Source organism: Companilactobacillus baiquanensis (assembly GCF_003946605.1).
Lineage (GTDB): Bacteria > Bacillota > Bacilli > Lactobacillales > Lactobacillaceae > Companilactobacillus > Companilactobacillus baiquanensis.
This window is the reverse complement of the sequence record NZ_RHOQ01000001.1, coordinates 526,751-548,948: the sequence shown is the minus strand read 5'-3', so window position 1 is coordinate 548,948 and position 22,198 is coordinate 526,751. Positions and strand designations below refer to the sequence as shown.

25 protein-coding genes, 1 riboswitch and 1 other annotated feature are annotated in these 22,198 nt (G+C 34.1%); of the genes, 20 read left to right on the top strand and 5 right to left on the bottom strand.

Translation table 11 applies throughout. The annotated features are described in order from the left end of the window. The first annotated feature begins 47 nt into the window (after positions 1–47). The 7 genes from mreB to EKM77_RS02670 all read left to right on the top strand — a co-directional run bounded on the left by mreB (position 48) and on the right by EKM77_RS02670 (position 4,236). Positions 48–1,037, top strand: a complete 990-nt coding sequence (mreB, locus tag EKM77_RS02700) for a rod shape-determining protein (protein WP_125592376.1) — start codon at positions 48–50, stop codon at positions 1,035–1,037. Positions 1,038–1,044: 7 nt separating this feature from the next. After that, entirely contained in the window at positions 1,045–1,227 is a 183-nt protein-coding gene (locus EKM77_RS02695) for a DNA-directed RNA polymerase subunit beta (protein ID WP_125592374.1), read from the top strand. 4 nt (positions 1,228–1,231) lie between these two features. Then, the gene (gene yidD, locus EKM77_RS02690) at positions 1,232–1,522 is read left to right on the top strand and encodes a membrane protein insertion efficiency factor YidD (RefSeq protein ID WP_125592372.1); all 291 of its coding nucleotides are present in this window, start codon (positions 1,232–1,234) and stop codon (positions 1,520–1,522) included. Between the two features lie 9 nt (positions 1,523–1,531). Next, a complete protein-coding gene (locus EKM77_RS02685; protein WP_125592370.1) occupies positions 1,532–1,753 on the top strand; it encodes a DUF2969 family protein in 222 nt (73 codons plus the stop codon). Between the two features lie 11 nt (positions 1,754–1,764). Further along, on the top strand, positions 1,765–2,967 hold the full coding sequence (locus EKM77_RS02680; RefSeq protein WP_125592368.1) for an FtsW/RodA/SpoVE family cell cycle protein: 1,203 nt from the start codon (positions 1,765–1,767) through the stop codon (positions 2,965–2,967). Between the two features lie 10 nt (positions 2,968–2,977). Continuing rightward, a complete protein-coding gene (locus tag EKM77_RS02675; RefSeq protein ID WP_125592366.1) occupies positions 2,978–3,271 on the top strand; it encodes a glycine cleavage system protein H in 294 nt (97 codons plus the stop codon). Positions 3,272–3,372: 101 nt separating this feature from the next. Beyond that, entirely contained in the window at positions 3,373–4,236 is an 864-nt protein-coding gene (locus EKM77_RS02670; RefSeq protein WP_125592365.1) for a helix-turn-helix transcriptional regulator, read from the top strand. A 69-nt stretch (positions 4,237–4,305) separates the two neighbouring features. Here EKM77_RS02670 and EKM77_RS02665 read toward each other — a convergent pair whose 3' ends face one another. From EKM77_RS02665 to EKM77_RS02655, 3 genes are all read right to left on the bottom strand, one after another. Beyond that, positions 4,306–4,785, bottom strand: coding sequence for a universal stress protein (locus EKM77_RS02665; protein ID WP_125592363.1), 480 nt, complete (start codon positions 4,783–4,785; stop codon positions 4,306–4,308). Between the two features lie 79 nt (positions 4,786–4,864). Further along, on the bottom strand, positions 4,865–5,146 hold the full coding sequence (locus EKM77_RS02660) for a hypothetical protein (protein ID WP_125592361.1): 282 nt from the start codon (positions 5,144–5,146) through the stop codon (positions 4,865–4,867). Continuing rightward, positions 5,136–6,440, bottom strand: coding sequence for a replication-associated recombination protein A (locus tag EKM77_RS02655; RefSeq protein WP_125592359.1), 1,305 nt, complete (start codon positions 6,438–6,440; stop codon positions 5,136–5,138). The genes EKM77_RS02660 and EKM77_RS02655 overlap by 11 nt, the downstream gene beginning before the upstream one ends. A 51-nt stretch (positions 6,441–6,491) precedes the next feature. Between EKM77_RS02655 and EKM77_RS02650 the strand changes: the two genes are divergently transcribed. After that, positions 6,492–7,091, top strand: coding sequence for a DUF1054 family protein (locus EKM77_RS02650; RefSeq protein ID WP_125592357.1), 600 nt, complete (start codon positions 6,492–6,494; stop codon positions 7,089–7,091). 57 nt (positions 7,092–7,148) lie between these two features. On the opposite strand, the gene rpsD is transcribed toward EKM77_RS02650, so the two are convergent. Continuing rightward, positions 7,149–7,757, bottom strand: a complete 609-nt coding sequence (gene rpsD / locus EKM77_RS02645) for a 30S ribosomal protein S4 (protein WP_125592355.1) — start codon at positions 7,755–7,757, stop codon at positions 7,149–7,151. Between the two features lie 309 nt (positions 7,758–8,066). Here rpsD and EKM77_RS02640 point away from each other — a divergent pair, with 309 nt between their 5' ends. The 12 genes from EKM77_RS02640 (at position 8,067) to thiT (ending at position 21,946) form a co-directional block, all read left to right on the top strand. Next, entirely contained in the window at positions 8,067–9,755 is a 1,689-nt protein-coding gene (locus EKM77_RS02640) for a septation ring formation regulator EzrA (RefSeq protein WP_125592353.1), read from the top strand. Between the two features lie 74 nt (positions 9,756–9,829). After that, positions 9,830–10,975 carry a cysteine desulfurase family protein gene (locus EKM77_RS02635; protein ID WP_125592351.1) on the top strand — a complete coding sequence of 382 codons (1,146 nt, stop codon included), beginning with the start codon at positions 9,830–9,832 and terminating at the stop codon, positions 10,973–10,975. A 29-nt stretch (positions 10,976–11,004) separates the two neighbouring features. Beyond that, positions 11,005–12,222, top strand: a complete 1,218-nt coding sequence (thiI, locus tag EKM77_RS02630) for a tRNA uracil 4-sulfurtransferase ThiI (protein WP_125592349.1) — start codon at positions 11,005–11,007, stop codon at positions 12,220–12,222. 39 nt (positions 12,223–12,261) lie between these two features. Further along, positions 12,262–12,449, top strand: a binding site (T-box leader). A 37-nt stretch (positions 12,450–12,486) separates the two neighbouring features. Continuing rightward, complete coding sequence (locus EKM77_RS02625; protein ID WP_125592347.1) at positions 12,487–15,135, top strand: valine--tRNA ligase; 2,649 nt, start codon at positions 12,487–12,489, stop codon at positions 15,133–15,135. Positions 15,136–15,265: 130 nt separating this feature from the next. Beyond that, positions 15,266–16,525 carry a bifunctional folylpolyglutamate synthase/dihydrofolate synthase gene (locus EKM77_RS02620; RefSeq protein ID WP_125592345.1) on the top strand — a complete coding sequence of 420 codons (1,260 nt, stop codon included), beginning with the start codon at positions 15,266–15,268 and terminating at the stop codon, positions 16,523–16,525. An 11-nt stretch (positions 16,526–16,536) separates the two neighbouring features. Next, a complete protein-coding gene (gene radC / locus EKM77_RS02615; protein WP_125592343.1) occupies positions 16,537–17,172 on the top strand; it encodes a RadC family protein in 636 nt (211 codons plus the stop codon). 94 nt (positions 17,173–17,266) lie between these two features. Next, positions 17,267–18,268, top strand: coding sequence for a rod shape-determining protein (locus tag EKM77_RS02610; RefSeq protein WP_057765642.1), 1,002 nt, complete (start codon positions 17,267–17,269; stop codon positions 18,266–18,268). Positions 18,269–18,313: 45 nt separating this feature from the next. Beyond that, on the top strand, positions 18,314–19,174 hold the full coding sequence (mreC, locus tag EKM77_RS02605) for a rod shape-determining protein MreC (RefSeq protein WP_125592341.1): 861 nt from the start codon (positions 18,314–18,316) through the stop codon (positions 19,172–19,174). After that, on the top strand, positions 19,174–19,716 hold the full coding sequence (gene mreD, locus EKM77_RS02600; RefSeq protein ID WP_125592339.1) for a rod shape-determining protein MreD: 543 nt from the start codon (positions 19,174–19,176) through the stop codon (positions 19,714–19,716). Before mreC ends, mreD begins: the two co-directional genes overlap by 1 nt. After that, complete coding sequence (locus EKM77_RS02595) at positions 19,713–20,375, top strand: septum site-determining protein MinC (RefSeq protein WP_125592337.1); 663 nt, start codon at positions 19,713–19,715, stop codon at positions 20,373–20,375. Before mreD ends, EKM77_RS02595 begins: the two co-directional genes overlap by 4 nt. Positions 20,376–20,377: 2 nt before the next feature. Next, positions 20,378–21,178, top strand: coding sequence for a septum site-determining protein MinD (gene minD, locus EKM77_RS02590; protein ID WP_125592335.1), 801 nt, complete (start codon positions 20,378–20,380; stop codon positions 21,176–21,178). A gap of 27 nt (positions 21,179–21,205) precedes the next feature. Further along, positions 21,206–21,308: riboswitch (TPP riboswitch) on the top strand. Positions 21,309–21,358: 50 nt separating this feature from the next. Then, entirely contained in the window at positions 21,359–21,946 is a 588-nt protein-coding gene (gene thiT / locus EKM77_RS02585; RefSeq protein ID WP_125592333.1) for an energy-coupled thiamine transporter ThiT, read from the top strand. 82 nt (positions 21,947–22,028) lie between these two features. Here the strand turns inward: thiT and EKM77_RS02580 are convergent, their stop codons facing one another. Next, entirely contained in the window at positions 22,029–22,148 is a 120-nt protein-coding gene (locus EKM77_RS02580) for a DUF4044 domain-containing protein (RefSeq protein ID WP_083480759.1), read from the bottom strand. Positions 22,149–22,198: the final 50 nt, after the last annotated feature.

Here is a 22,198-nt window from a genome sequence, read left to right as displayed (position 1 = left end):
CGCTTGTTATGATATACTTTTTTTGTTTAGATTTTGGAGGATATAGTATGTCGAAATATCTAGGAATTGATTTGGGTACAGCAAATGTACTTATTGATGTAAAAGGAGAAGGTATCGTATTAAACGAACCTTCAGTAGTAGCAATCAACACTAAGAATGATGATGTTGTTGCGGTTGGACAGGATGCTTATCAAATGGTGGGTAGAACCCCTGCAAATATTAAAGCCATCCGTCCACTAAAAGATGGAGTAATTGCTGATTTTAATATCACTGAAAAAATGCTTCAATATTTTATTGATAAATTAAATGTTAGAAGTCGTTTTTCAAAACCAACAATTATGATATGTGCTCCAACTAATGTAACGCCAGTTGAGCAGAAATCAATTATTGAGGCGGCTGAACAAGCTGGTGGTGGAAAGGTTTATTTACAATTTGAACCTAAAGTCGCTGCAGTTGGAGCGGGCCTTGATATTTTCAAACCTCAAGGTAATATGGTTATTGATATTGGTGGTGGTACTAGTGATATCGCCGTTCTTTCAATGGGTGATGTAGTAACCAGTCGTTCGTTACGCTTTGCTGGTGATAAGATGACTAGTGCTATCCAAGCTTATGTTAAATCAAATCATGGTTTAATTATAGGTGAAAGAACCTCAGAGCAAATCAAGATTGAAATTGGTTCTGCAATGGAGTCAGATGAAAAAGTTACTTTTTCTGCTAGTGGTATTGATATTGTTACTGGTTTGCCAAAAGAAATCACAGTTAATGAAAAAGAAATTGAAGAAGCATTGCATGATGGTGTTCTTCAAATCGTCGAAGCAGCTAAAGGTGTTCTAGAACAAACACCTCCAGAACTATCTGCTGATATTATTGATCGCGGTATTATGCTCACTGGTGGTGGATCATTACTTAAGAATCTAGATAAATTATTGGCTGAACAGTTGGAAGTTCCTGTTTTAATGACTGAAAGTCCGCTTGATTCTGTTGCCTTAGGAACTGGAATTTTGCTTGAAAATATCGAAAAACATAAAAAATACTAGGTGAATAATGAAAAAAGATTTTGGTAGGGAATATCGTAAAGATATTTTTCGAAAAATAGGTTGGGTATTTCTGCTTATTCTGATTTTCTTTATTCTTGGCATGTTAATCGGTTCTGCACTTGGTGGATCAAATCCATTGGCTGTTTTGTGGCCTGGTACATGGATTCATATGATAGATTTTCTACGGTAGCTAAGTGAAAAAAATATTAATTGGCTTAGTCAGAATTTACCAGAAATTTATTTCTCCAGTATTACCACCTAGTTGCCGATATTATCCAACATGTTCCACTTATTTTATTGATGCCGTAAAAAAGCATGGTGCTATTTTAGGAGCAATTATGGGAATTTCTCGTATTTTGCGATGCAATCCCTTTGTTCGTGGTGGAGTGGATCCTGTTCCGGATAATTTCACCATTTTTCGTAATCCTCATCCTGAAGATTATGAAGACGAGATTATTGCTAAGAAATTTCATAGTAAAGAATAGGAAGATTTAATGGTTAGAAAAAAGAAAGCAATTGAAATTAGTTTAAAAGATATCAGTGACGATCCTGAAGTTTATGAACTTTGGAATGGTAAAAAGTACATTGGTACAATAAAAAAAGAAGGTGAGCGTTACTTATCATACGTTGAAAGTAACGACACACCTTTTAAGTCAGTAAAACTTGACGATGCAATAAATGAATTATTGATGCAGTATAATCTACATAATCATTAATAGGTGTTAAAATGCAAATAAAAAATAATAAAAGAGAAAATGATTTAGAATCAAGAATTGATTATGGGGTCATCTTTTCGGTTATGATGCTTGCCCTTATCGGCTTGATGTCTATTTACGTTGCAACAATTCAAGATTCTCAAAATCCCTTGAAAAATGTTGCATCACAAATAGTATGGTATGCCATTGGAGCTGTTATTGTTGTCGTTATAATGCAGCTAGATGCTGAGCAACTTTGGCAGGTCGCAAATATAGCCTATTTTGGTGGATTAGCGTTACTGGTATTAGTTTTAGTTTTATACAGTAGAACTTATTTTGCTCAAACAGGTGCAAAAAGTTGGTTTGCTTTAGGTCCGTTTACGTTCCAGCCGTCTGAAGTAATGAAACCGGCGTATATATTAATGCTTAGCAAGATCGTAACGAATCATAATACTGAATTTAGAAGTCATACTCTAAAAAGTGATTTTTCATTATTAGGAAAATTAATTCTTTGGACATTGCCAGTTTTAGTATTATTAAAATTGCAAAATGACTTAGGTACATTGTTGGTATTTATCGCCATTTTAGGTGGTATTATTTTAGTTTCAGGTATCGATTGGAAAATTATTGGAACGGCTTTCTTAATCGTCGCAGTAATTGGTGGTGTGGCACTAATGTTTGCTACGACTGATTGGGGAAGATCGCAGTTATCCCATTTTGGATTTAGAGCCTATCAATTTGCGAGAATTGATAGTTGGTTGAATCCTTCTCAAGATACTTCAGAGAATGGGTATCAAATTTGGCAGAATATGAAAGCAATTGGTTCTGGACAGTTATTTGGTAAAGGATTTAATGTTTCTAATGTCTATGTTCCTGTCCGTGAATCAGATATGATTTTCTCTGTTGTGGGAGAAAACTTTGGATTTATTGGTTCATGTGTCTTGATATTCTTATATTTCTTATTAATTTATCAAATGATCCAAGTCACTTTTGATACTAAAAATGAATTTTATGCTTATGTTTCAACTGGTGTTATCATGATGATCTTATTCCACGTTTTCGAAAACATTGGTATGAGTATTGGTCTGTTACCATTGACAGGTATTCCATTACCATTTATTTCGCAAGGTGGATCGGCACTTTTGGGAAATATGATTGGTATTGGTCTAATAATGTCGATGAGATTCCATCATAAGAGTTATATGTTTGAAAATGGTACATTTAATCAAAGGTAGGTATGAGGGTATGTCTGAAAAAAAATATTTGTGGACTAAAGTTGGAGAAGAGACAACACGTGTCGGTTTGACGAAAATCGGACAGGAAGCTTTAGGTAAAGTTAAGTTTGTCGATTTGCCAATATTAGGACATGATATTAAAGTCGGTGACTCAACTGGTGAGGTTGAGGCACAAAAAGCTGTTGTTGAGCTACAATCACCAGTTGCTGGTAAGATTGTTAAGATCAATGATAAGTTAACTGATAATCCGGAACTATTAAATGGTTCTGAAGAAGATGCATGGCTTTTTGAAGTGAATAATTAAATAATTATAACCAATACATTTATTGTTGCTTATTCCTTGCAACTTTTTTTAAGAACTGTTTAAATTATCCTGAAATTAATAAATGAATGGGGTAGTTTAAAATGAAAATCTTAGGTGAAAAAATTCGCCATTATAGAAAGCTCAGAGGTATTTCTCAGTCTGAGCTGGCCGATGGCATATGCACACAGGCAACAGTTAGTTTAATCGAGAAAAAAAATAAGATTCCAAGTATGGAAATCTTGGTTCGCATTTGTGAAAGACTGGGTATCACAATGAACCTTGTGATCGTCAATGATGATAGTCAGATTTATTCAATTATCAGTGATATTAAAAAATCATTTTACTTTGACGATTATGAAGCTATTGAGAATAAACTCAATAAATTAAGTGATATCAATATCAATAATAAGCAAGAAATCAAGTTGATTCATTTCTTCAATGGGTTAGTAGAATATGAACTCAGCAAGAATTATGACAAAGCTATATTCGATTTCAATCGTGCGATGAATGTCAATATTGCGAACGTTGACATGTATGATATCTTGATTGATATCTACACCGCCAAGGCTTATGTCAATAAGAAATCAACTGATGAAGCAAAGGTATACTTTGAACAAGCTAAAGACTTGATCAAAGCTAGTGTTGAAAAAATTAGCGATGAAAACTATCACGATAGTATTTCAATTTATGCTAATATGTCTGATCTTTCTTTGAATCTGGGTGATAATGAGAGAGCTGCAGATTACGCTGGCGAAGGTATTTATATTGCTAGAAAAGAACAATCACTGTTCAAACTAGACGAGATGTATAGTTCTTTAGCTGAAGCTGGTACACGTGAAGGTAAAAAAGCCGATGAAAACTATATTAAAGCTTATGTACTTTCAAGTATTATTGATAACAAAAATATCTTTAATAAATTAAAAGATAAAATTAAGGATATGGACTTTAACGTATTTAACAATTAAATAAAAATTTATTAATTTCAAAAAAAGAGTGGGTCGAATTTCAAATTCGACTCACTCTTTTAATATTAACTATTTATTCTTTTTAACATTTTTAATTGGATTATTATCTAAATCAGTTCTAACAACCAGTACATCACAAGCTGCTGTTCTTGTTACATATTCTGTAACAGAACCAATTAACAATCTTTCCATAGCATTTAAACCAGTTGCACCGATCATGATTAAATCAACACCTAATTTCTTAGGGAAGTCATTAGCAATGATTGCTTTAGGGGCACCGTATTCGATACTATAATCGATCTCAGTTAATCCAGCATCCTTGGCTGTTTTAACATAACCTTTAACTGTTTCTTTTGCTTTTTCTGTGATTTGTTCAACCATAGTTGAATCAAAACTAGAAACATTTTGAAATGCACGTGTATCAATTACATGTAGTAAGTGTACAGCGGCCTTATTTCTTTTTGCTACTTCGACAGCCTTTTTGAAAGCTAATTCAGCTTCAAAGGATCCATCGATTGGTACGAGAATGTTTTTGTATTGTTGTAACATAATAATCACCCCGTTATTGTATTGGTATAAGTAATATACCTATACTTATATTTTAGTTTATTCGGAAAAATAAATACAGCTATCTGTTGATATTTGCTAAATAAATTGAAAATATCGCTGCAGTTAAACTACCTAAAAGTAAAGTAATGAAATTAGCTTTTTCACTACCCACTAGTAATATGATAACGCCCACAATAGATATGACAACTAAAATCACTGATGTAATTCTCATTGCCGATTTCAGAGTGGAATTTTCATCAGGTGAGTAAATCAAAAACTTCTTATCGCTGTGATACCATAAATTATAAGAAAGAGCTAGTAGAAATAAAATGAATAGTGCCATTAGGATCTTAATTACCATGTTCTTTATTACTCCAATTTGTTTTTTTCTTCCAGTCATTCAATTGATTCAAACGCATATTTAAAGCTTGCTCATATTTACCAGTATTTTTTGGTGTGTAATATATAGTGTGGATCAGATTATCAGGAAGATATTGTTGTTTTATCCAATCATTTGGGTAGTTATGAGGATATTTATATCCTACACCATGTCCGAGCTTCTTGGCACCACTATAATGAGCATCTTTTAAGTCATCAGGGATCGAATTGGCTTTGCCTTTTCTAACGTCATCTAATGCAGAATCAATTGCTGACATAGCAGAATTTGATTTTGGACATAAACATAAATCAATTACGGCATTAGCTAAGGGAATTCTCGCTTCAGGCAGTCCGACCATTTGAGCAACTTGAGCTGCTTGGACCGCACGAGAGCAAGCTTGAGGATTTGCTAAGCCGACATCTTCGTACGCACAGATCAAAAGTCTTCTGATAGCAGTCGTAAGTTCACCGGCTTCTAGTAGTCTGGCTAAATAATGTAATGCTGCGTCAGGATCACTGCCTCTAATTGACTTTTGAAAAGCTGAGATAACATCGTAATGACTATCTCCGTCTTTATCTGCCGAGATGGCTTTCTTTTGGATCGATTCTTCAATATCGTGCAGTTCTATATGAATTTTTCCTTGGTCGTTTTTTTTGGTTGAAAGGACGGATAATTCCAGTCCATTTAAAATACTTCTAAGATCACCATTAGTCGACCCGACCAATATATTTAATGCGACATCGTCTATTTGAACATCATATTGTCCCAAACCGTTCTTATTATCACCTAAAGCACGCTCTACGGCTTTTTTTAGGTCATCTACTGATAATGGATACAGTTCAAAGATTTGCACTCTAGAACGAATAGCAGGGCTTATATTGATATAAGGATTTTCAGTAGTTGCACCGATCAAAATTATTGAACCACTTTCTAAAAGTGGTAACAAAAAATCTTGTTTGGTTTTATCTAATCGATGAATTTCATCTAAAAGCAGCACAACAGTGCCGCTCATTTTTGCTTCTTCAGCTACAATTTGCAGATCCTTTTTACTATCAGTAGCCGCATTAAGCTTTCTAAAAGCATATTTGGTGCTTCCGGCAATAGCGCTGGCAATACTAGTTTTACCAATACCAGGTGGTCCATAAAGGATCATCGAAGATAGCATTTTGGCTTCAACCATTCTTCGGATGATTTTATTTGGACCAACTAGGTGTTGTTGACCAACAATTTCGTCAATGTTAGTTGGTCTCATACGATATGCTAGTGGTTTTTGCATGATACCTCCTATATAATCAATATGTATATTCTACAACAAAGGAAGAATATGATGTTTAAGAAAAGTGATTTTGAAGTTTTTGATGATGATACATTATCCGGACGCTTAGAATTAATTCGCCAGCAACTTGATCCAAAGTTCCAAAAAATTGGTGACGAATTAATGACGGCGCTCGAAGAAAAATATCAAGCACAATTTTATATGAAAATAGCCAAACACCAACGTAGAACAAAAAATCCACCACCTGATACTTGGTTGGCGATCAATCAGAATAAACGTGGGTATAAAAAAACACCTCATGTCGAACTTGGATTATGGCCCGACAGATATTTCATAACTTTGAGTTTATTGGCCGACATTAATAAGAGATCAGAATATTATCCCTTGATAGAAAAAATGAAGGATAGGATCATTAAAGAGGGGTGGGGTGTATCAAATGATCACACTCAACCAGAACTCTTTAACGCAAATTCTTATGATGATGTTTTTAAAAGATATTTGTCTGTAAAATCAAGTGACTTTGTAATTGGATTTACCTTAAATAAAGACTCTGATATTGTTAGTGAGGGTAATTTTGATACCTTGTTATTTGATAAATTTATGAAATTGAGCCAGCTAATGGTTGAAATAAATGAACAGGTCGTCAATTAGGCGGCCTGTTTTTTATAATAAAAAAACACCCACTTAAGTGGATGTTTAAGATAAATATTAAAGGATTTGGTTGTAGTATTCAACAACTAGTGATTCATCAATATTTGGTTCTAGTTCGTCACGTTCTGGGTTACGTACTAGAGAACCTGTCAATGTGTTATCGTCGAAGCTAACAAAACCAGGGCGACCAACAACATTTTCAAGATTTTCCTTAACGATAGCTAAGTCTTTTGACTTTTCACGTAGAGAAACCTTTTGACCAATTTGTACTTCGTATGATGGAATATCAACACGTTTGCCATCAACAGTGATATGACCATGGTTTACAAGTTGACGAGCTTGTGGACGTGAGCTTGCTAAACCTAATCTGTAAACAACATTATCAAGTCTTGTTTCAAGAAGGATCATCAAGTTAACACCGTGGATACCTTCAAGTTTACCGGCACGTAAGAAGAGGTTACGGAATTGACGTTCGTTAACATCATACATGAAACGTAACTTTTGCTTTTCTGTTAATTGTTGACCGTATTCTGAAATCTTACGACGACTATTTGGTCCATGTTGACCTGGTGCATAGTTACGACGTGCAATTTCTTTTCCTGATCCTGATAGTGAAATACCCAAACGACGGGATAATTTCCAACGAGGTCCTGTATATCTAGACATAAATAAATTCCTCCAAAATTGTAATGGAGTAAAATAATTAACGTGAGCTTAACATTCGTGCAGTTATCGTTACGATCTTCACCATGCGCAGCCACAGGTTACTAATCGAACAAAAAGCCTTTAACTGTTGACGTTCTTGTCGCTCTTTGCTGCATATTTTACACGAGGACTAGTGTAACGTGAATAATAACCATTGTCAAAGTAAATATTTAAAACTTTATTATGAATATGGAACATCAGTAATAGTAACAAGAATTTTTGTTATACTTTTGAGTATGAATGTTAAGTAACATCATTAGGGGTGTAAATGTGTCTATAATTATTATTGTAATTATCTTATTGGTGCTGGTTTTCTTGTGGTATATGTGGTTCTTGCAAAAGAAGAACGCTGGAGTATTGAATAGTTATAAGGACAATATAACTAACTTAAAAGAAGATCGTTTCAAAGATAAAATTATAAAAATCGAAGATATGAATCTAACCGGTTCAAGTAGTGAGCGCTTTGTCAGCGTTAAAAAGGAATATTATCAGCAGTTAAATGAAGTTGTTCCTGATATTTCTACTGAAATGAGAAAGGCTGAATATAAGAATACTCAGTTTAAAGTTTTCGGGGCAAGTAAACTGCTTAAAGAAATTGATGGTGAGATGTCAAATGTTGAGACTAAATTTGGCAAGTTAGAAGCTGATTTGGATAATCTTTCAAATAGTGATGAGCAAAATTCCTTACGTCGTGATGAATTACATAAGGGATACCAATTATTGCGTAAACAAGTTTTAACGCAGTCATTTGATTATGGTTCAGCGGCTGATAACTTAGAGGATGAACTTTCAGAGGTCGCCACACTATTAGATGAAGAAGAGACATCTACTAAAGATGGAGATCATCTAGAAGCTAGTCAGTTTTTAGACGATGCTAGAGTAAAAATTGCTTTAATAACTGATCAATTGAAAGTTATTGAGCCACTTCACCGTGAATTAAATGAAATTTTCCCAGGACAAGTAGAAGAGATAAATGACGTTTATCAAAAATTGTTGAATCAACAATTTAAGTTTAATGATAATATCGCCGATTTGATCAATGACGTTCAAGAAAAAATGATTAAATCCGATAATGCTTTGGGCGAGTTAAACTTTGATGAAACAAGTAATTTAAATGATAAAATCAAAGCTAATATTGAAAATCTTTATGACATTTTAACACTTGAAGTAGAAGCTAAACGAAGCGTATTGAAGCAGCAAAAACCGGTATTAGACTATATCAATCATGCCAATTATCAACATAATAAATTGGAACGACGTATGCAGGAGCTTGAGGAACACTACATACTTAAAAGTAGTGATAAGACATCCATTGAGGATAATCGTAAAGAATTGATCGATTTACGTGAAAGCTATGATCAAGATGTTCAAGACATTGCTGATAAAAAAGTTATTTATTCGCAAGCCGAAGTAACATTTAAAGATATAATTGAAAAATTGGATCGCATTGAAGAGGAAGAAAAATCGGTTAATGAAAGTCTTAACCAGATGATTTCAAGTGAAAAAATTGCTGTTAATAGTGTGGATCAATATGCTAAGCGTTTAGAGATTCAAAAGAAAATCGTAGAGCAATTAAGATTAAATGGTTTGCCAGATTATTATTTAGATTATTTCTATATGGTTTACGATGAAATAAATAAACTCTATGATGAATTGAATTCTAAACAAGTTAATATGGAAGATATTAGTAAACAAGTAATCGTTGCTCAAGAAGATTTGGAAAACTTAGTTCAAAAGACTACCGAATTAAAACAGCAAGTTAAATTAGCAGAAAAGTTAATACAATATGCTAATAGATATGGTAATCATGATGATGAGTTCAAAGATCAATTGGAACGTTCAAGATCCATTTTCGATAATGAATACGATTACAACAAAGCGGTTGAGATAATTTCTAAGGAACTAGAACGTGTTGAACCGGGTTCAGTAGAAAGAATTAAAGAGACAATTAATGCATAAATAAGAGTTTTGATGTATCGTATAAGAGATAAAATTTTAGGCCTGCGGGCCTTTTTATTTTGGTGGGAAAAAATATGATTTATTTTGACAATAGTGCAACAACAAAAATTGAGGAATCAGTATTACAAACATATAATGCTGCTAGTTTGAATTATTTTGGGAATCCATCTAGTTTGCATAAATTAGGTTTGAAAGCTTATGAGTTATTGGAAACATCACGTAAGCAAATTGCCCAATTAATGGGTTTTAAACCCTATGAGGTAGTATTTACAAGTGGTGGTACTGAAGGTAATAATTGGATCATTAAAGGGACAGCCTTTAAGAAACGTGAATTTGGAAAACATATTATTACGACTTCTATTGAGCATCCATCAGTGATGAATTCAATGCATCAACTAGAAGAATTAGGATATGAAGTCACATATTTACCAGTTGATAAGACTGGACATGTCAGTGCGAAGGACCTAAAAGATGCAATTAGAGATGACACCATTTTAGTTTCTACTATGGCAGTTAATAACGAAATTGGGTCTATTCAGCCGATCCATGAAATGGCTAGGGTCTTAGATGACTATCCAAATATCAGTTATCATGTTGATGGTACACAAGCAATCGGTAAAAATATTGATGATAAATTTATCGATCCTAGAGTTGATTTTTATACATTTTCTGGTCATAAGTTCCATGCACCACGTGGGATTGGCTTCATTTATATGAAATCTGGTAAACAATTAGAGCCACTTATGGCCGGTGGCGGACAAGAAAAAAATCTTAGAAGTGGTACAGAAAATACACCAGCTATTGCAGCAATGGCTAAAGCTTTGCGTCTATTAAAAGATAACGAAGCACAAAAAGCTGATAAGATGTTAAAATTGAAATCTGAATTGATCGAACATATTGAAAGTCTTCCAAATACGCACGTCTTTTCTAAGATAGCAGATGATTTTGCACCACATATTATTTGTTTTACGATCGATGGAGTTCGTGGTGAAACGGTGGTTCATACTTTTGAAGATCGTGACATTTATATCTCAACTACTAGTGCATGTTCATCTAAAAAAGGATTGGAATCTAGCACTTTGAAAGCAATGAGTACACCTGAAAAAGTTGCAACTAGCGCTGTACGTGTCAGCTTAGATGAAAATAATACTGAAGCTGAAATGAAAGAATTTATCAAAAACTTGGATCAAATTCATCAACATTTCCAAATTTTGAATTAGATTTAATGAAACATAAATAGGAGAATTTAATGGAATATACTGAAATTATGGTTCGCTATGGTGAACTGTCAACAAAGGGTAAGAACCGTAAAAGCTTCATTGATCGTTTGCACGGTAATGTCGCTAGAGTTTTAAAGGATTATCCTGATTTAAGAATGAGACCGCATCGTGATCGTCTTCATATTGAATTAAACGGTGTCGATGCTAAGCCAGTTATGGAAAAGCTGAAGAATGTATTTGGAATTCAAACCTTTTCTTTAAGTGTTGAGGTTTCAAAAGATTTTGAAGATGTTAAGAAAAAAGCTATTGAAATGATGCATGAAGCATACAAACCTGGCATGAGTTTTAAAGTTGGGACTAAGCGTTCAGACCATAGTTATTACTTGGATACTAATCAAATTAATCTGCAACTTGGGGATGCAATTTGTGATGAATTTCCAGGAATCGACGTTGAAATGAAACGCCCTGATATTAAAATTTCTGTTGAAGTTAGACAAGATGGAATCTATCTATCATATTTAACTATCAAAGGTGCTGGTGGCTTGCCAGTCGGTACAGCTGGAAAGGCAATGTTGATGCTATCTGGTGGGATCGATTCACCAGTTGCAGGATACTATGCTTTGAAGCGTGGAGTTGATATTGAAATGGTTCATTTCTTTAGTCCTCCATATACTTCAGAACAAGCGTTAAATAAGGCCAAAGAGTTAACTAGCAAGTTGACTGCTTTTGGTGGAAATATTAAGTTTATTGAAGTTCCTTTTGCTGAGATTCAAGAAACTATTAAAGCTAATGTTCCAGAAGGATATTTGATGACGATCCAACGTCGTTTTATGCTGAGACTAACAGATCTATTGCGTGAAAAAGAACACGCTTTAGCCATTTTTAATGGTGAGGCTGTTGGACAAGTTGCCTCTCAAACATTAGAGAGTATGCTGGCTATCAATGACGTCACAACAACCCCAATTCTTCGTCCAGTTGCAACTATGGATAAAACAGAGATCATAAGAATTGCCGAAAAGATCGATACGTTCAATCTTTCTATCCAACCATTTGAGGACTGTTGTACAGTCTTTGCTCCACCAAGTCCTAAAACTAGACCCAATGTTGAAAAGACTAGAAAGTTTGAAAGTGTCTTGGATATTGATGGTTTAATTGAAAGATCACTTGCAGGAGTTAAGATCACTACCATCGAACATGGTGATCACTTTATGGAAAGTAATCAGGAAAATATCAATAGCTTACTTTAAAGCGATTGACGTTTTTAAAATAATGTTTTATTATCATAAACAACAGCTTAGATCAGGAGTATTAATAATCCTTTAGCTTTAGAGAGAGCACGTCAGCTGAAAAGTGCTTAGTTAAAGATATTAATTGTTACCTGGGAGCTATCAAAAATGATCGGGCCACCGTTATCTGTTGAGAGAAGAGTCTAAGACTCTTAATTTAGGTGGTACCGCGAGCATTCGTCCTATTCAGGATGAGTGCTTTTTTTATTTTATGGAGGAATTTTTATGAGAGAAATCGACATGGATACTAAATATAGTCCCAAAGAAGTCGAAGCAGGACGTTATCAAACATGGCTTGATGAAGGAGTATTTAAACCTTCCGGCGACAAAAAAGCAAAGCCATATTCAATAGTTATTCCACCACCAAATGTTACTGGTAAATTGCACTTGGGTCATGCCTGGGATACGACTATTCAAGATACATTGATCCGCTATAAACGTATGCAAGGATATGATACCTTGTATCTTCCCGGAATGGACCATGCCGGAATCGCTACTCAAGCTAAAGTTGAAGCTAAATTACGTGAACAAGGTATTTCAAGATATGACTTGGGACGTGAAAAGTTTGTTGATGAAGTTTGGAAGTGGAAAGATGAATTTGCTTCAATCATCAAATCACAATGGGGTAAATTAGGTTTATCACTTGATTATGATCGTGAGCGTTTTACTCTTGATGAAGGCTTATCTAAAGCCGTTCGTAAGGTTTTCGTTAACCTATATAACGAAGGTTTGATTTATCGTGGTGAATATATCATTAATTGGGATCCACAACTACAAACAGCACTATCAGATATTGAAGTTATTCATAAGGATGATCAAGGTGCTTTCTACCATGTTAAGTACCCTTATGCCGATGGATCAGGATATATTGAAATTGCTACAACTCGTCCAGAAACAATGTTTGGTGATATTGCCATTGCCGTTAATCCAAGTGATGAACGTTATACTAATTTAGTTGGTAAAAAAGTTATCGTACCGCTAGTCAATCGTGAAGTTCCTATTATTACTGATCACTATGTTGATAAAGAATTTGGTACTGGTATGGTTAAAATCACGCCTGCTCATGACCCTAACGACTTTGCGGTTGGTAATCGTCATGATCTTGAACGTATCAATACAATGAATGCTGACGGAACAATGAATGAAAATGCCGGCAAGTATAATGGTATGGATCGTTTTGAAGCTCGTAAAGCAATGGTTAAAGATCTTAAAGATCAAGACTACATGTTAAATATCGAACCGATCGTGCATAGTGTTGGTCATTCAGAACGTTCAGGCGTACAAGTTGAACCACGTCTTTCAACACAATGGTTTGTTAAGATGAAGCCACTAGCAGAGTTAGCTTTGAAGAACCAAAAGAAGGATTCAAAAGTAAACTTTGTTCCAGAACGTTTTGAAGATACCTTTACGCAATGGATGGATAATGTTCATGACTGGGTTATTTCAAGACAATTATGGTGGGGACATCAAATTCCTGCTTGGTACAATAAAGAAACTGGCAAGATGTACGTTGGTGAAGAAGCACCTAAGGATATCGAAAACTGGACACAAGAAAGTGATGTCCTTGACACATGGTTCTCAAGTGCTCTATGGCCATTTTCAACCATGGGCTGGCCAGATACAGATAGTGATGACTACAAACGCTACTTCCCAACTGATACTTTAGTAACTGGTTATGACATCATCTTCTTCTGGGTTTCAAGAATGATCTTTACAAGTTTGAAATTTACTGAGAAACGTCCGTTTGAACATGTGGTTATTCATGGTTTGATCCGTGATGAACAAGGACGTAAGATGAGTAAATCACTTGGAAATGGTATTGATCCAATGGATGTTATCGAAAAATATGGAGCCGATGCTTTACGTTGGTTCTTAATGAATGGATCAACTCCTGGTCAAGATACTCGTTTTAGTTACGATAAAATGGATTCAGCTTGGAACTTTATCAATAAGATTTGGAATGCTAGCCGTTTTGTTATCATGAACCTTGATGAAAATACACCAGCAATGGATGATTTATCTAAGGTAACTACTTATGATCTTTCTGATAAGTGGATCTTGGCTAAATTGAATCAAACAATTAATGAAGTTAATCGTTTGATGGATAAATTTGAGTTTGGTGAAGTTGGCCGTAATCTTTATAACTTTATCTGGAATGATTTCTGTGACTGGTACATTGAAATGAGTAAAGCAACATTGACTGGCGAAGATGGGGATGCCAAAGATCAAAAGAGAATGTTGTTAACTTACGTATTGGATAAGATTTTGAAATTAATGCACCCAATTATGCCATTTGTAACTGAAAAAATTTGGTTATCAATGCCACATAATGGCAAGTCGATCTCATTAGCAGCATATCCAGAGAATCATGATGAATTTAAGAATGAAAAAGCTATGAGTGATATGGATATTCTAATCGACTTGATCAAGTCAGTTAGAAAGATTCGTCTTGAAGCTAATGCGCCACTTTCTAAGGCAATTGATATCTTGATCAAACCTCAAGATGATGCCGTTAAGGAAGTTATTTTAAATAACAAAGATTACGTTGATCGTTTTGCACATCCAAAGGAATTACAAATTGATACTGATCTTGATGCACCAGCATTGGCTATGACTTCTGTTACAAATGGAACTGAAGTTTATATTCCATTGGCTGAATTGATCGATCTTGATGAAGAAATAGCTCGTCAAGAAGAAGAAATGGCAAAGATGGATCAAGAAATAGCTCGTTTGAATAAGAAACTTTCAAATGAAAACTTTGTTAAAAAGGCACCTGAAAAAGTTGTCGCTGAACAAAAAGAAAAATTAGCTGACTATCAATCACGTCAAGCTAAGATCAATCAAAGAATTGATCAACTAAAAGCTAATAAATAGTCTTATAATGGGGAATGTGACAAATTAACGAATAGTTAGTTTGTGGTCTATTTCCATTTGACTACAAAAAAGTCGTTGTTTGTTTTTATACAAATAACGGCTTTTTACTATTATTAGGGGGATTTACTTCGTGTTAAATTATCAAGAAACTATCAATTATATACATTCGTTTTCTAAGTTTCATAGAACCAACAGTTTAGAGAATATTAAAAATGCTTTGAATCAATTAGGTAATCCTCAAAATAGTTATCAAACTATTCATGTAACTGGTACAAATGGCAAAGGCAGCACTTGTAATTATTTAGCAAACCTATTAGAAGCGACTGGCAAAAGAGTGGGGATGTTTACTTCTCCTTTTATAACTAAGTTTAACGAGAGGATTCAGATCAATCACGAAATGATTTCAGATGATGAATTAGTGTCATTAGTTTCTGAAGTTAGAGAGATTACAGATAAAATAGATCTGACTGAATTTGAGTTTGTTGTAATTTTAGGGTTTATGTACTTTCAAAAAAAAGTCGATGTTGCTATTATTGAGGTTGGCATTGGCGCAGCTCATGATAAAACTAATGTTATTGTTCCAGAAGTCTCAATTATAACTTCGATCGATTTGGATCATGAAAAAATAATTGGTCCGACGATTCAAGATATTGCCATTGAAAAGTCAGGTATAATTAAGAACCACAAACCAATAGTTACTGGTTATCTTCAAAATGATATTCGCAATATCGTCTTAAATAAATCTAAAGACTTAGATAGTCAGTTATTTGAGTTTGGTCATGATTTTAAAGTTGAAAACTTTCTTTCCGGTCATACAAGTGAATTTGATTATGTTGATAATAATATCAAAATTGAAAAAATCAAATGTGCTGGTTTTGAAAAGACAACCGCAATGAATATGTCGATCGCAATTAAGGCATTTTTAGTCTATCAAGCTATTAATCATGAAAAGATTGATTTAGAATTGATCAAAGAAGGAATTGAATCACATTTAATTCCGGGACGAATGCAAATCGTTCAAAAAGAACCGACGATAATTTTGGATGGTTCACACAATTTTGCAGCAATCTATAATTTAATAAATTCTTTAATATCAAATTGGCAAAATAAAGATATAATTGTAGTGTACGCTGGAATGAAGGACAAAGATCGCAAAGATATTTTGAATTACTTAGCAAAACACGTTAGTAAAGTCTATGTCACAACATTAGATATGCAACGTTCCGCTGATGAAGCTGATTATGATATTTCAGTGTATAATAATGTTGATTTTGTAAAAGATTATCGAAGTAAAATAAAGAGTCTTCAAGATAATTTAACGGATCAGCAAGTTTTACTAGTAACAGGTTCATTTTATCTAATTTCTGATTTAGAAAAAAAGTTCTCGTAATTTAGGATACAATGATAAAATTAAGAGAAAAAATTTTAAATCACGGAATAACATCTTTAAAAACAGAAGAACTAATCGCTGTAATTTTAGGAAATGGTATTAAAGGGCAAAATATTCTGGAGATATCCAGAGGTATTTTGTTGCAATCGGAAAACCTTCAATTAAATTTAAAACAGTTAATGAACCAAAAGGGAATTGGCGTGGCGCAAGCTTGCAAAATTCTGGCTGCTTTAGAATTAGGAGATCGTAAATTAAAAGCTGATAAGTTACCTGATAAGATAATGAAATTATCGATATTGGGAGAACATTTAATAAAAAAAATTGGGAGCTCACCACAAGAAAAGTTAATTGCGGTATATCTAGATAGTAGTAATCATATTATTATGGAAAGAATCATTTTTATTGGTACTATTGATACGGCCACGGTTCATCCTCGAGATATTATACGTGAAGCTTTAAGAGTTTCGGCGCACCGAATAATTATTGCCCATAATCATCCGGGAGGAAGCTTACAGCCGTCAAAAAATGATCAGGATTTTTCATTAAGGTTGAATAAATGTTGTCAATTAATCGGAATTGGTCTAGTTGATCATTTAATAATAACTAGAAATTCATATTTGAGTATGAGGACATCTAATTTAATTTAGTTTAAGTAACTGTGCTAGTTTAAATTGACCTTTTGTATGATATAATTTTGTTTAGCGTAAAATGTGGTGTGTACTTTAAAGGAGAGAATATAAATTGTTTGGTATTGGATCAAAAAAACTTGGTATAGACTTAGGTACTGCTAATACTCTTGTCTATGTAGAAGGTAAGGGTATTGCCCTTAATGAACCATCAGTTGTAGCAAAGAATAACAACACTGGAGAAATCGTTGCCGTTGGTTCCGATGCCCGTGAAATGATTGGTCGTACACCCGGAAGTATTTCAGCAATTCGTCCTATGCGAGATGGAGTTATTGCTGATTATGATACAACTGCAGCTATGATGAAATATTTCATTGAAAAAACAGCTGGTAACTCTAAACCATCAGTTATGGTTTGTGTACCTAGTGGTGTTACTGAAGTTGAAAAACGTGCAGTTATTGAGGCAACTCAACATGCTGGAGCACGTGAAGCATATGTAATTGAAGAACCTTTTGCTGCTGCGATCGGTGCAGGACTACCTGTTATGGATCCAACTGGTAATATGGTTGTTGATATCGGTGGTGGTACAACAGATGTTGCTACTATTTCCTTAGGTGGTATCGTTTCATCACGTTCAATTCGAGTTGCTGGTGACAAATTTGATGAATCAATTTCATCATTTATTAAAACTAACTTTAACTTACAAATTGGTGAAAGAACTGCTGAAGATGTTAAGATTCAAATTGGTTCAGCTTCAATCGAAAAAGCTAAAGAAATTGAATCGATGCAAATTCGCGGTCGAGATTTAGTTACAGGTCTTCCAAAAACAATTCAATTAACTGGTGAAGACATAGCTACAGCTATCCATGAAGACGTTCAAGAAATTATTGAAACTATTAAAGAAACACTTGAAGAAACTTCTCCTGAAATTGCTGCAGATGTAATTGATCATGGTATCGTACTTACTGGTGGTGGTGCCCTTTTACATCATTTACCAGAAGTCATTTCTGAAGCAACTGGAGTACCCGTATTCATTGCTCAAGACCCACTAGATTGTGTAGCCATCGGTACTGGAGAGTCTCTTAAAAATATCGATGTAATGCGTCGACAAAAATAAGCGGGTTAATCCCGTTTTTTTTATTTGTTCAATTAGGAGGAAGCAATGCAAAAGTTTTTTTCAAATAAAAAGTTAATTATTCTAATGTTGATCATTATCGTGACCTTCGGATTGTTGGCCATATCAGTCAATATTAAGGATAAAAAAAATACTCCTCCTGTTATACAGCAGGTAGGTAATGACACTGTTAGTATTGTCGGAGGTATATTTGCCTACCCAACTAATGCTGTCAAAAACGCAACTTCAGAATTTTCAGATTTATATAATACATATACTGAAAACCGTCGATTGAAAGCTAAAATTGGCGAATTAGCACAAAACCAAGCTAAATTAAAAGTTGTCCAAGAAGAAAACAAGAAGTTAAAAGAAGAATTGAAATTAAATGCTACTTTGACTGATTACAGTTCAATCAATGCATCTGTATTGTCAAGATCTCCTAGCAGCTGGCAAAATTATTTAACAATCAATCGTGGACAAACAAGTGGTCTTAAAAAGAACATGCCGGTTATGTCTGGTAAAGGATTGATAGGTCGTATTGTTGAAGTTAATAAGATCAGTTCTAAAGTCGAATTAATTTCAACTAATAATGAATTAAATGATAAATTTGCAGCTGAAATTCAAAGTGAAAACAAGAATATTACTGGTGTTGTAAGCAAGTATGACAGCGAATCTGGTGATTTGGTAATGGAAAATGTTACTTCAACTAAAGATATTAAAAAAGGTCAAAAAGTTATTACATCAGGTCTAGGTGGGGTGACACCTAGAGGTCTATATATTGGTAAAGTTAGTGCAATTAAAAAAGATAACTACGGAATGACTAATTCTGTCTACATAGTTCCCGCAGCTGAAATGAGAAACTTCACTGTTGTAACTGTTATCAAGACATCAGTAAGTGGTGAAAAGTAATGAACGTCAAAACACGTAAAATTACGGGCCAAGTTATTTTGGTCTTAGTCGCATTTTATTTAGATGGTCTAATGAAATGGGCTTTCTTAAATAATATGAATACTGGGGAAATTATGATTGTTCCTCAGCTTATGCTGATGGTCTTAGTCATGCTCTCTATGAGAATTAGCACTCGTAGACAACTAATTCTTTATGGAGTTGTGTTTGGGTTGATTTATGATTCTTATTATTTTGGATTGATAGGATTATATACAGTCTTATTACCTTTAGCAATGGTCGGAGTAGATCATTTTAAGTTTTTATTTGTTAAAGCAAACATGGGATATGAAATCTCAATTTACTTTTTAGCTTTAACATTTATTCAATCTGGAATTTATGTTTTGGAACGACTCTTACAACAAACTAGTGTAAATATTATGGACTTTATAACCTTTACTTTAGGACCCACTTTACTATGGAATATTATTGTATTTTTTATACTTTATATTCCGCTAGCCAATCTTAGTGACTGGCTTGTTAAATACAGGAGGGATAGTAAATGAGTAACGTTACTCTTAAAGGAAGTAAAGACGGTTATGTCATGACCATTAATGATCAGGGCGATTTTAGCAATTCATTAAAAGAATTAAAAAAGCTTATTGCTAATCAAAATGTTGGATCTTCTGAAGAAGAAGTTATTCAATTTACTATTAAAACTGGTAATCGATTATTAACCGATGATCAAATTAAGAAACTTAAGACGTCATTTTCAGAATATCCTCAAATTGAGATAAAAAGTATTGATTCTGATGTTGAGGATAAATCTGTTATTGAGAAATTGATCAAAGCGAGTCAAATAAATGTTGAAGCAGGAATTGTTCGGAGTGGACAAAAGCTTGAATATGATGGTGATCTGTTATTTTTAGGAACTTTACATGATGGAGCACATATTAGTGCTACCGGCTCAATTTTTATTATTGGTGATGTTCACGGAATTGTTCAGGCTGGATATCCTGATAACACTGGAGCAGCGATCTGTGGAAATTTATCTGGAGCCGCACAATTTAGAATTGCCGATGTAATTGAAATTGTTACTGAGGATAATTCAGAGAAGTTTAAAAATAATAGTTTTGCTTATCTAGATGATCTTCATACGATAAATGTTGAAGATATGCAGAATTATCGTGAGATTATAAATGATTCTAGAAAAAGGACGGTATAATAATGGGGATTTCGATTGTTATAACTTCCGGTAAAGGTGGAGTAGGTAAAACTACTACAACTGCCAACATTAGTACGGTTTTAGCAAGTCTTGGGAAAAAGGTTTGTATGGTTGATCTTGATATTGGATTACGTAATTTGGATTCCGTTTTAGGACTAACTAATCGAGTGGTTTACGATATTGTTGATGTGGCGCAAGGTCGAGTAGTTTTGTCACAAGCATTAGTCCGTGATCCTAAGTTTGATGATAATCTATATTTATTGGCAGCTTCTCAATTTACTGACAAGTATGCTTTGGATCAAACATCTTTAGAAAGTATTATTGGATATTTGAAACAGCGCTTTGATTTTGTCATGATCGATTGTCCAGCTGGCATCGAGTATGGATTTCAAAATGCTGTCACTGTCGCCGATGGTGCTTTAGTAGTGACTAATCCAGAAATTGCATCTGTCAGTGATGCCGATAGAGTTGTTGGAATTTTGGAAAATATGAATATGCCAATTACACCGCATTTGATCATAAATCGTGTTAGAAAAAATATGATCAATAATGGAACATCAATGAAAATTGATGATATCGTTAATCATTTGGGTATTCCTTTACTGGGAATCGTTATTGATGAAGATGAAGTGATAGCCGCATCAAACTCTGGACATATGGTTGTGCTTGATGATAAGAGTGATGCTGGCCATAGCTATAAAAATATTGCTCATCGAATGCTTGGTGAAAATATCCCGCTTGATATTTTGAGCCAATCAAAAAAAACTGGATTTTTGGGTCGTATTTTTGGAAGAAATAATTAAATGTGATATAGTGTGTTTATATTAAATAGTCAACACAAGGGGAGCCACTTTGGCTGAGAGTGAATTGAAATTCAGACCCTTTAAACCTGTTATGTTAATACATGCGTAGGGATTGTGTTTAGGGACACTGTATACAGTTGGACTCTCTTGTGATGGCAAATTATAAGGGAGTCTTTTTATATGCAAAAAAATATTGCAACTAGAAATAATGGGTTAGTTGTTTTGACCGAAGGAGCAATTATTGTTGCTGCTGCTCAAGCATTGTCATTTGTACCTCATGATTTAGGGGTTTCTTCTATTCAAGTTGAATATGGACTTATTCCAATGGCAATTTATGCTTTAAGAAGAGGTGTTAAACCTGGTCTTACCGCTGGCTTAGTTTGGGGTATTTTGGATTTAATTTTAAAGGGATTTAGTAGTGGTAGTTTCTTAAATCCTCTGCAAGGAATCGTTGAATTCCCATTGGCATTTGCGGCTGTCGGTTTAGTAGGACTTGGTAGTGTTCAAGTTAAAAACAAAATTCAGGACGGTAAAAATCCGTTAGGATTGATAATAATTTATTCATCGCTTGGATTTTTGGTCAAGTATTTTCTTCACTTTTTGGCCGGTGGTATTTACTGGGGAGCATATGCACCAAAGACCATGAACCCTTGGATCTATTCTTTAGTAATCAATGGTGGTAGTTTTATCGCCAACATGATCATGCTGATCGTATTGTTAATAGTTTTAAATCGAGTTTTCAAACGTTTTATCATAGTTAAAGAATAAAAAAAGAGGATGTGGCTTAGCCACATCCCCTTTTTGCTTCACGAATATTAATTATTAAAATGTCTTATGCCATACTTTGTTTTTAGATAAAACTCATAAGGGATCCTAGGACAACACCGCCGATGGTAACTAAAATCATTAACCAAACAACAACTTGAATGATCTTAGTTAAAGTGCTTTTAGGCTTTTTTTCGTCGTTCAAAACTTCCACCACCTAATCTGATTTCATATAATGAAATACTACTTCACCAA

What these genes read in the sequence shown, in the direction of transcription:
- mreB (WP_125592376.1), top strand. Translation starts at nt 48, where the DNA reads ATGTCGAAATATCTAGGAATTGATTTGGGTACAGCAAATGTACTTATT.
- EKM77_RS02695 (WP_125592374.1), top strand. Translation starts at nt 1,045, where the DNA reads ATGAAAAAAGATTTTGGTAGGGAATATCGTAAAGATATTTTTCGAAAA.
- EKM77_RS02685 (WP_125592370.1), top strand. Translation starts at nt 1,532, where the DNA reads ATGGTTAGAAAAAAGAAAGCAATTGAAATTAGTTTAAAAGATATCAGT.
- EKM77_RS02680 (WP_125592368.1), top strand. Translation starts at nt 1,765, where the DNA reads ATGCAAATAAAAAATAATAAAAGAGAAAATGATTTAGAATCAAGAATT.
- EKM77_RS02675 (WP_125592366.1), top strand. Translation starts at nt 2,978, where the DNA reads ATGTCTGAAAAAAAATATTTGTGGACTAAAGTTGGAGAAGAGACAACA.
- EKM77_RS02670 (WP_125592365.1), top strand. Translation starts at nt 3,373, where the DNA reads ATGAAAATCTTAGGTGAAAAAATTCGCCATTATAGAAAGCTCAGAGGT.
- EKM77_RS02665 (WP_125592363.1), bottom strand. Translation starts at nt 4,785, where the DNA reads ATGTTACAACAATACAAAAACATTCTCGTACCAATCGATGGATCCTTT.
- EKM77_RS02660 (WP_125592361.1), bottom strand. Translation starts at nt 5,146, where the DNA reads ATGGTAATTAAGATCCTAATGGCACTATTCATTTTATTTCTACTAGCT.
- EKM77_RS02655 (WP_125592359.1), bottom strand. Translation starts at nt 6,440, where the DNA reads ATGCAAAAACCACTAGCATATCGTATGAGACCAACTAACATTGACGAA.
- EKM77_RS02650 (WP_125592357.1), top strand. Translation starts at nt 6,492, where the DNA reads ATGTTTAAGAAAAGTGATTTTGAAGTTTTTGATGATGATACATTATCC.
- rpsD (WP_125592355.1), bottom strand. Translation starts at nt 7,757, where the DNA reads ATGTCTAGATATACAGGACCTCGTTGGAAATTATCCCGTCGTTTGGGT.
- EKM77_RS02635 (WP_125592351.1), top strand. Translation starts at nt 9,830, where the DNA reads ATGATTTATTTTGACAATAGTGCAACAACAAAAATTGAGGAATCAGTA.
- thiI (WP_125592349.1), top strand. Translation starts at nt 11,005, where the DNA reads ATGGAATATACTGAAATTATGGTTCGCTATGGTGAACTGTCAACAAAG.
- EKM77_RS02625 (WP_125592347.1), top strand. Translation starts at nt 12,487, where the DNA reads ATGAGAGAAATCGACATGGATACTAAATATAGTCCCAAAGAAGTCGAA.
- radC (WP_125592343.1), top strand. Translation starts at nt 16,537, where the DNA reads ATGATAAAATTAAGAGAAAAAATTTTAAATCACGGAATAACATCTTTA.
- mreC (WP_125592341.1), top strand. Translation starts at nt 18,314, where the DNA reads ATGCAAAAGTTTTTTTCAAATAAAAAGTTAATTATTCTAATGTTGATC.
- mreD (WP_125592339.1), top strand. Translation starts at nt 19,174, where the DNA reads ATGAACGTCAAAACACGTAAAATTACGGGCCAAGTTATTTTGGTCTTA.
- EKM77_RS02595 (WP_125592337.1), top strand. Translation starts at nt 19,713, where the DNA reads ATGAGTAACGTTACTCTTAAAGGAAGTAAAGACGGTTATGTCATGACC.
- minD (WP_125592335.1), top strand. Translation starts at nt 20,378, where the DNA reads ATGGGGATTTCGATTGTTATAACTTCCGGTAAAGGTGGAGTAGGTAAA.
- thiT (WP_125592333.1), top strand. Translation starts at nt 21,359, where the DNA reads ATGCAAAAAAATATTGCAACTAGAAATAATGGGTTAGTTGTTTTGACC.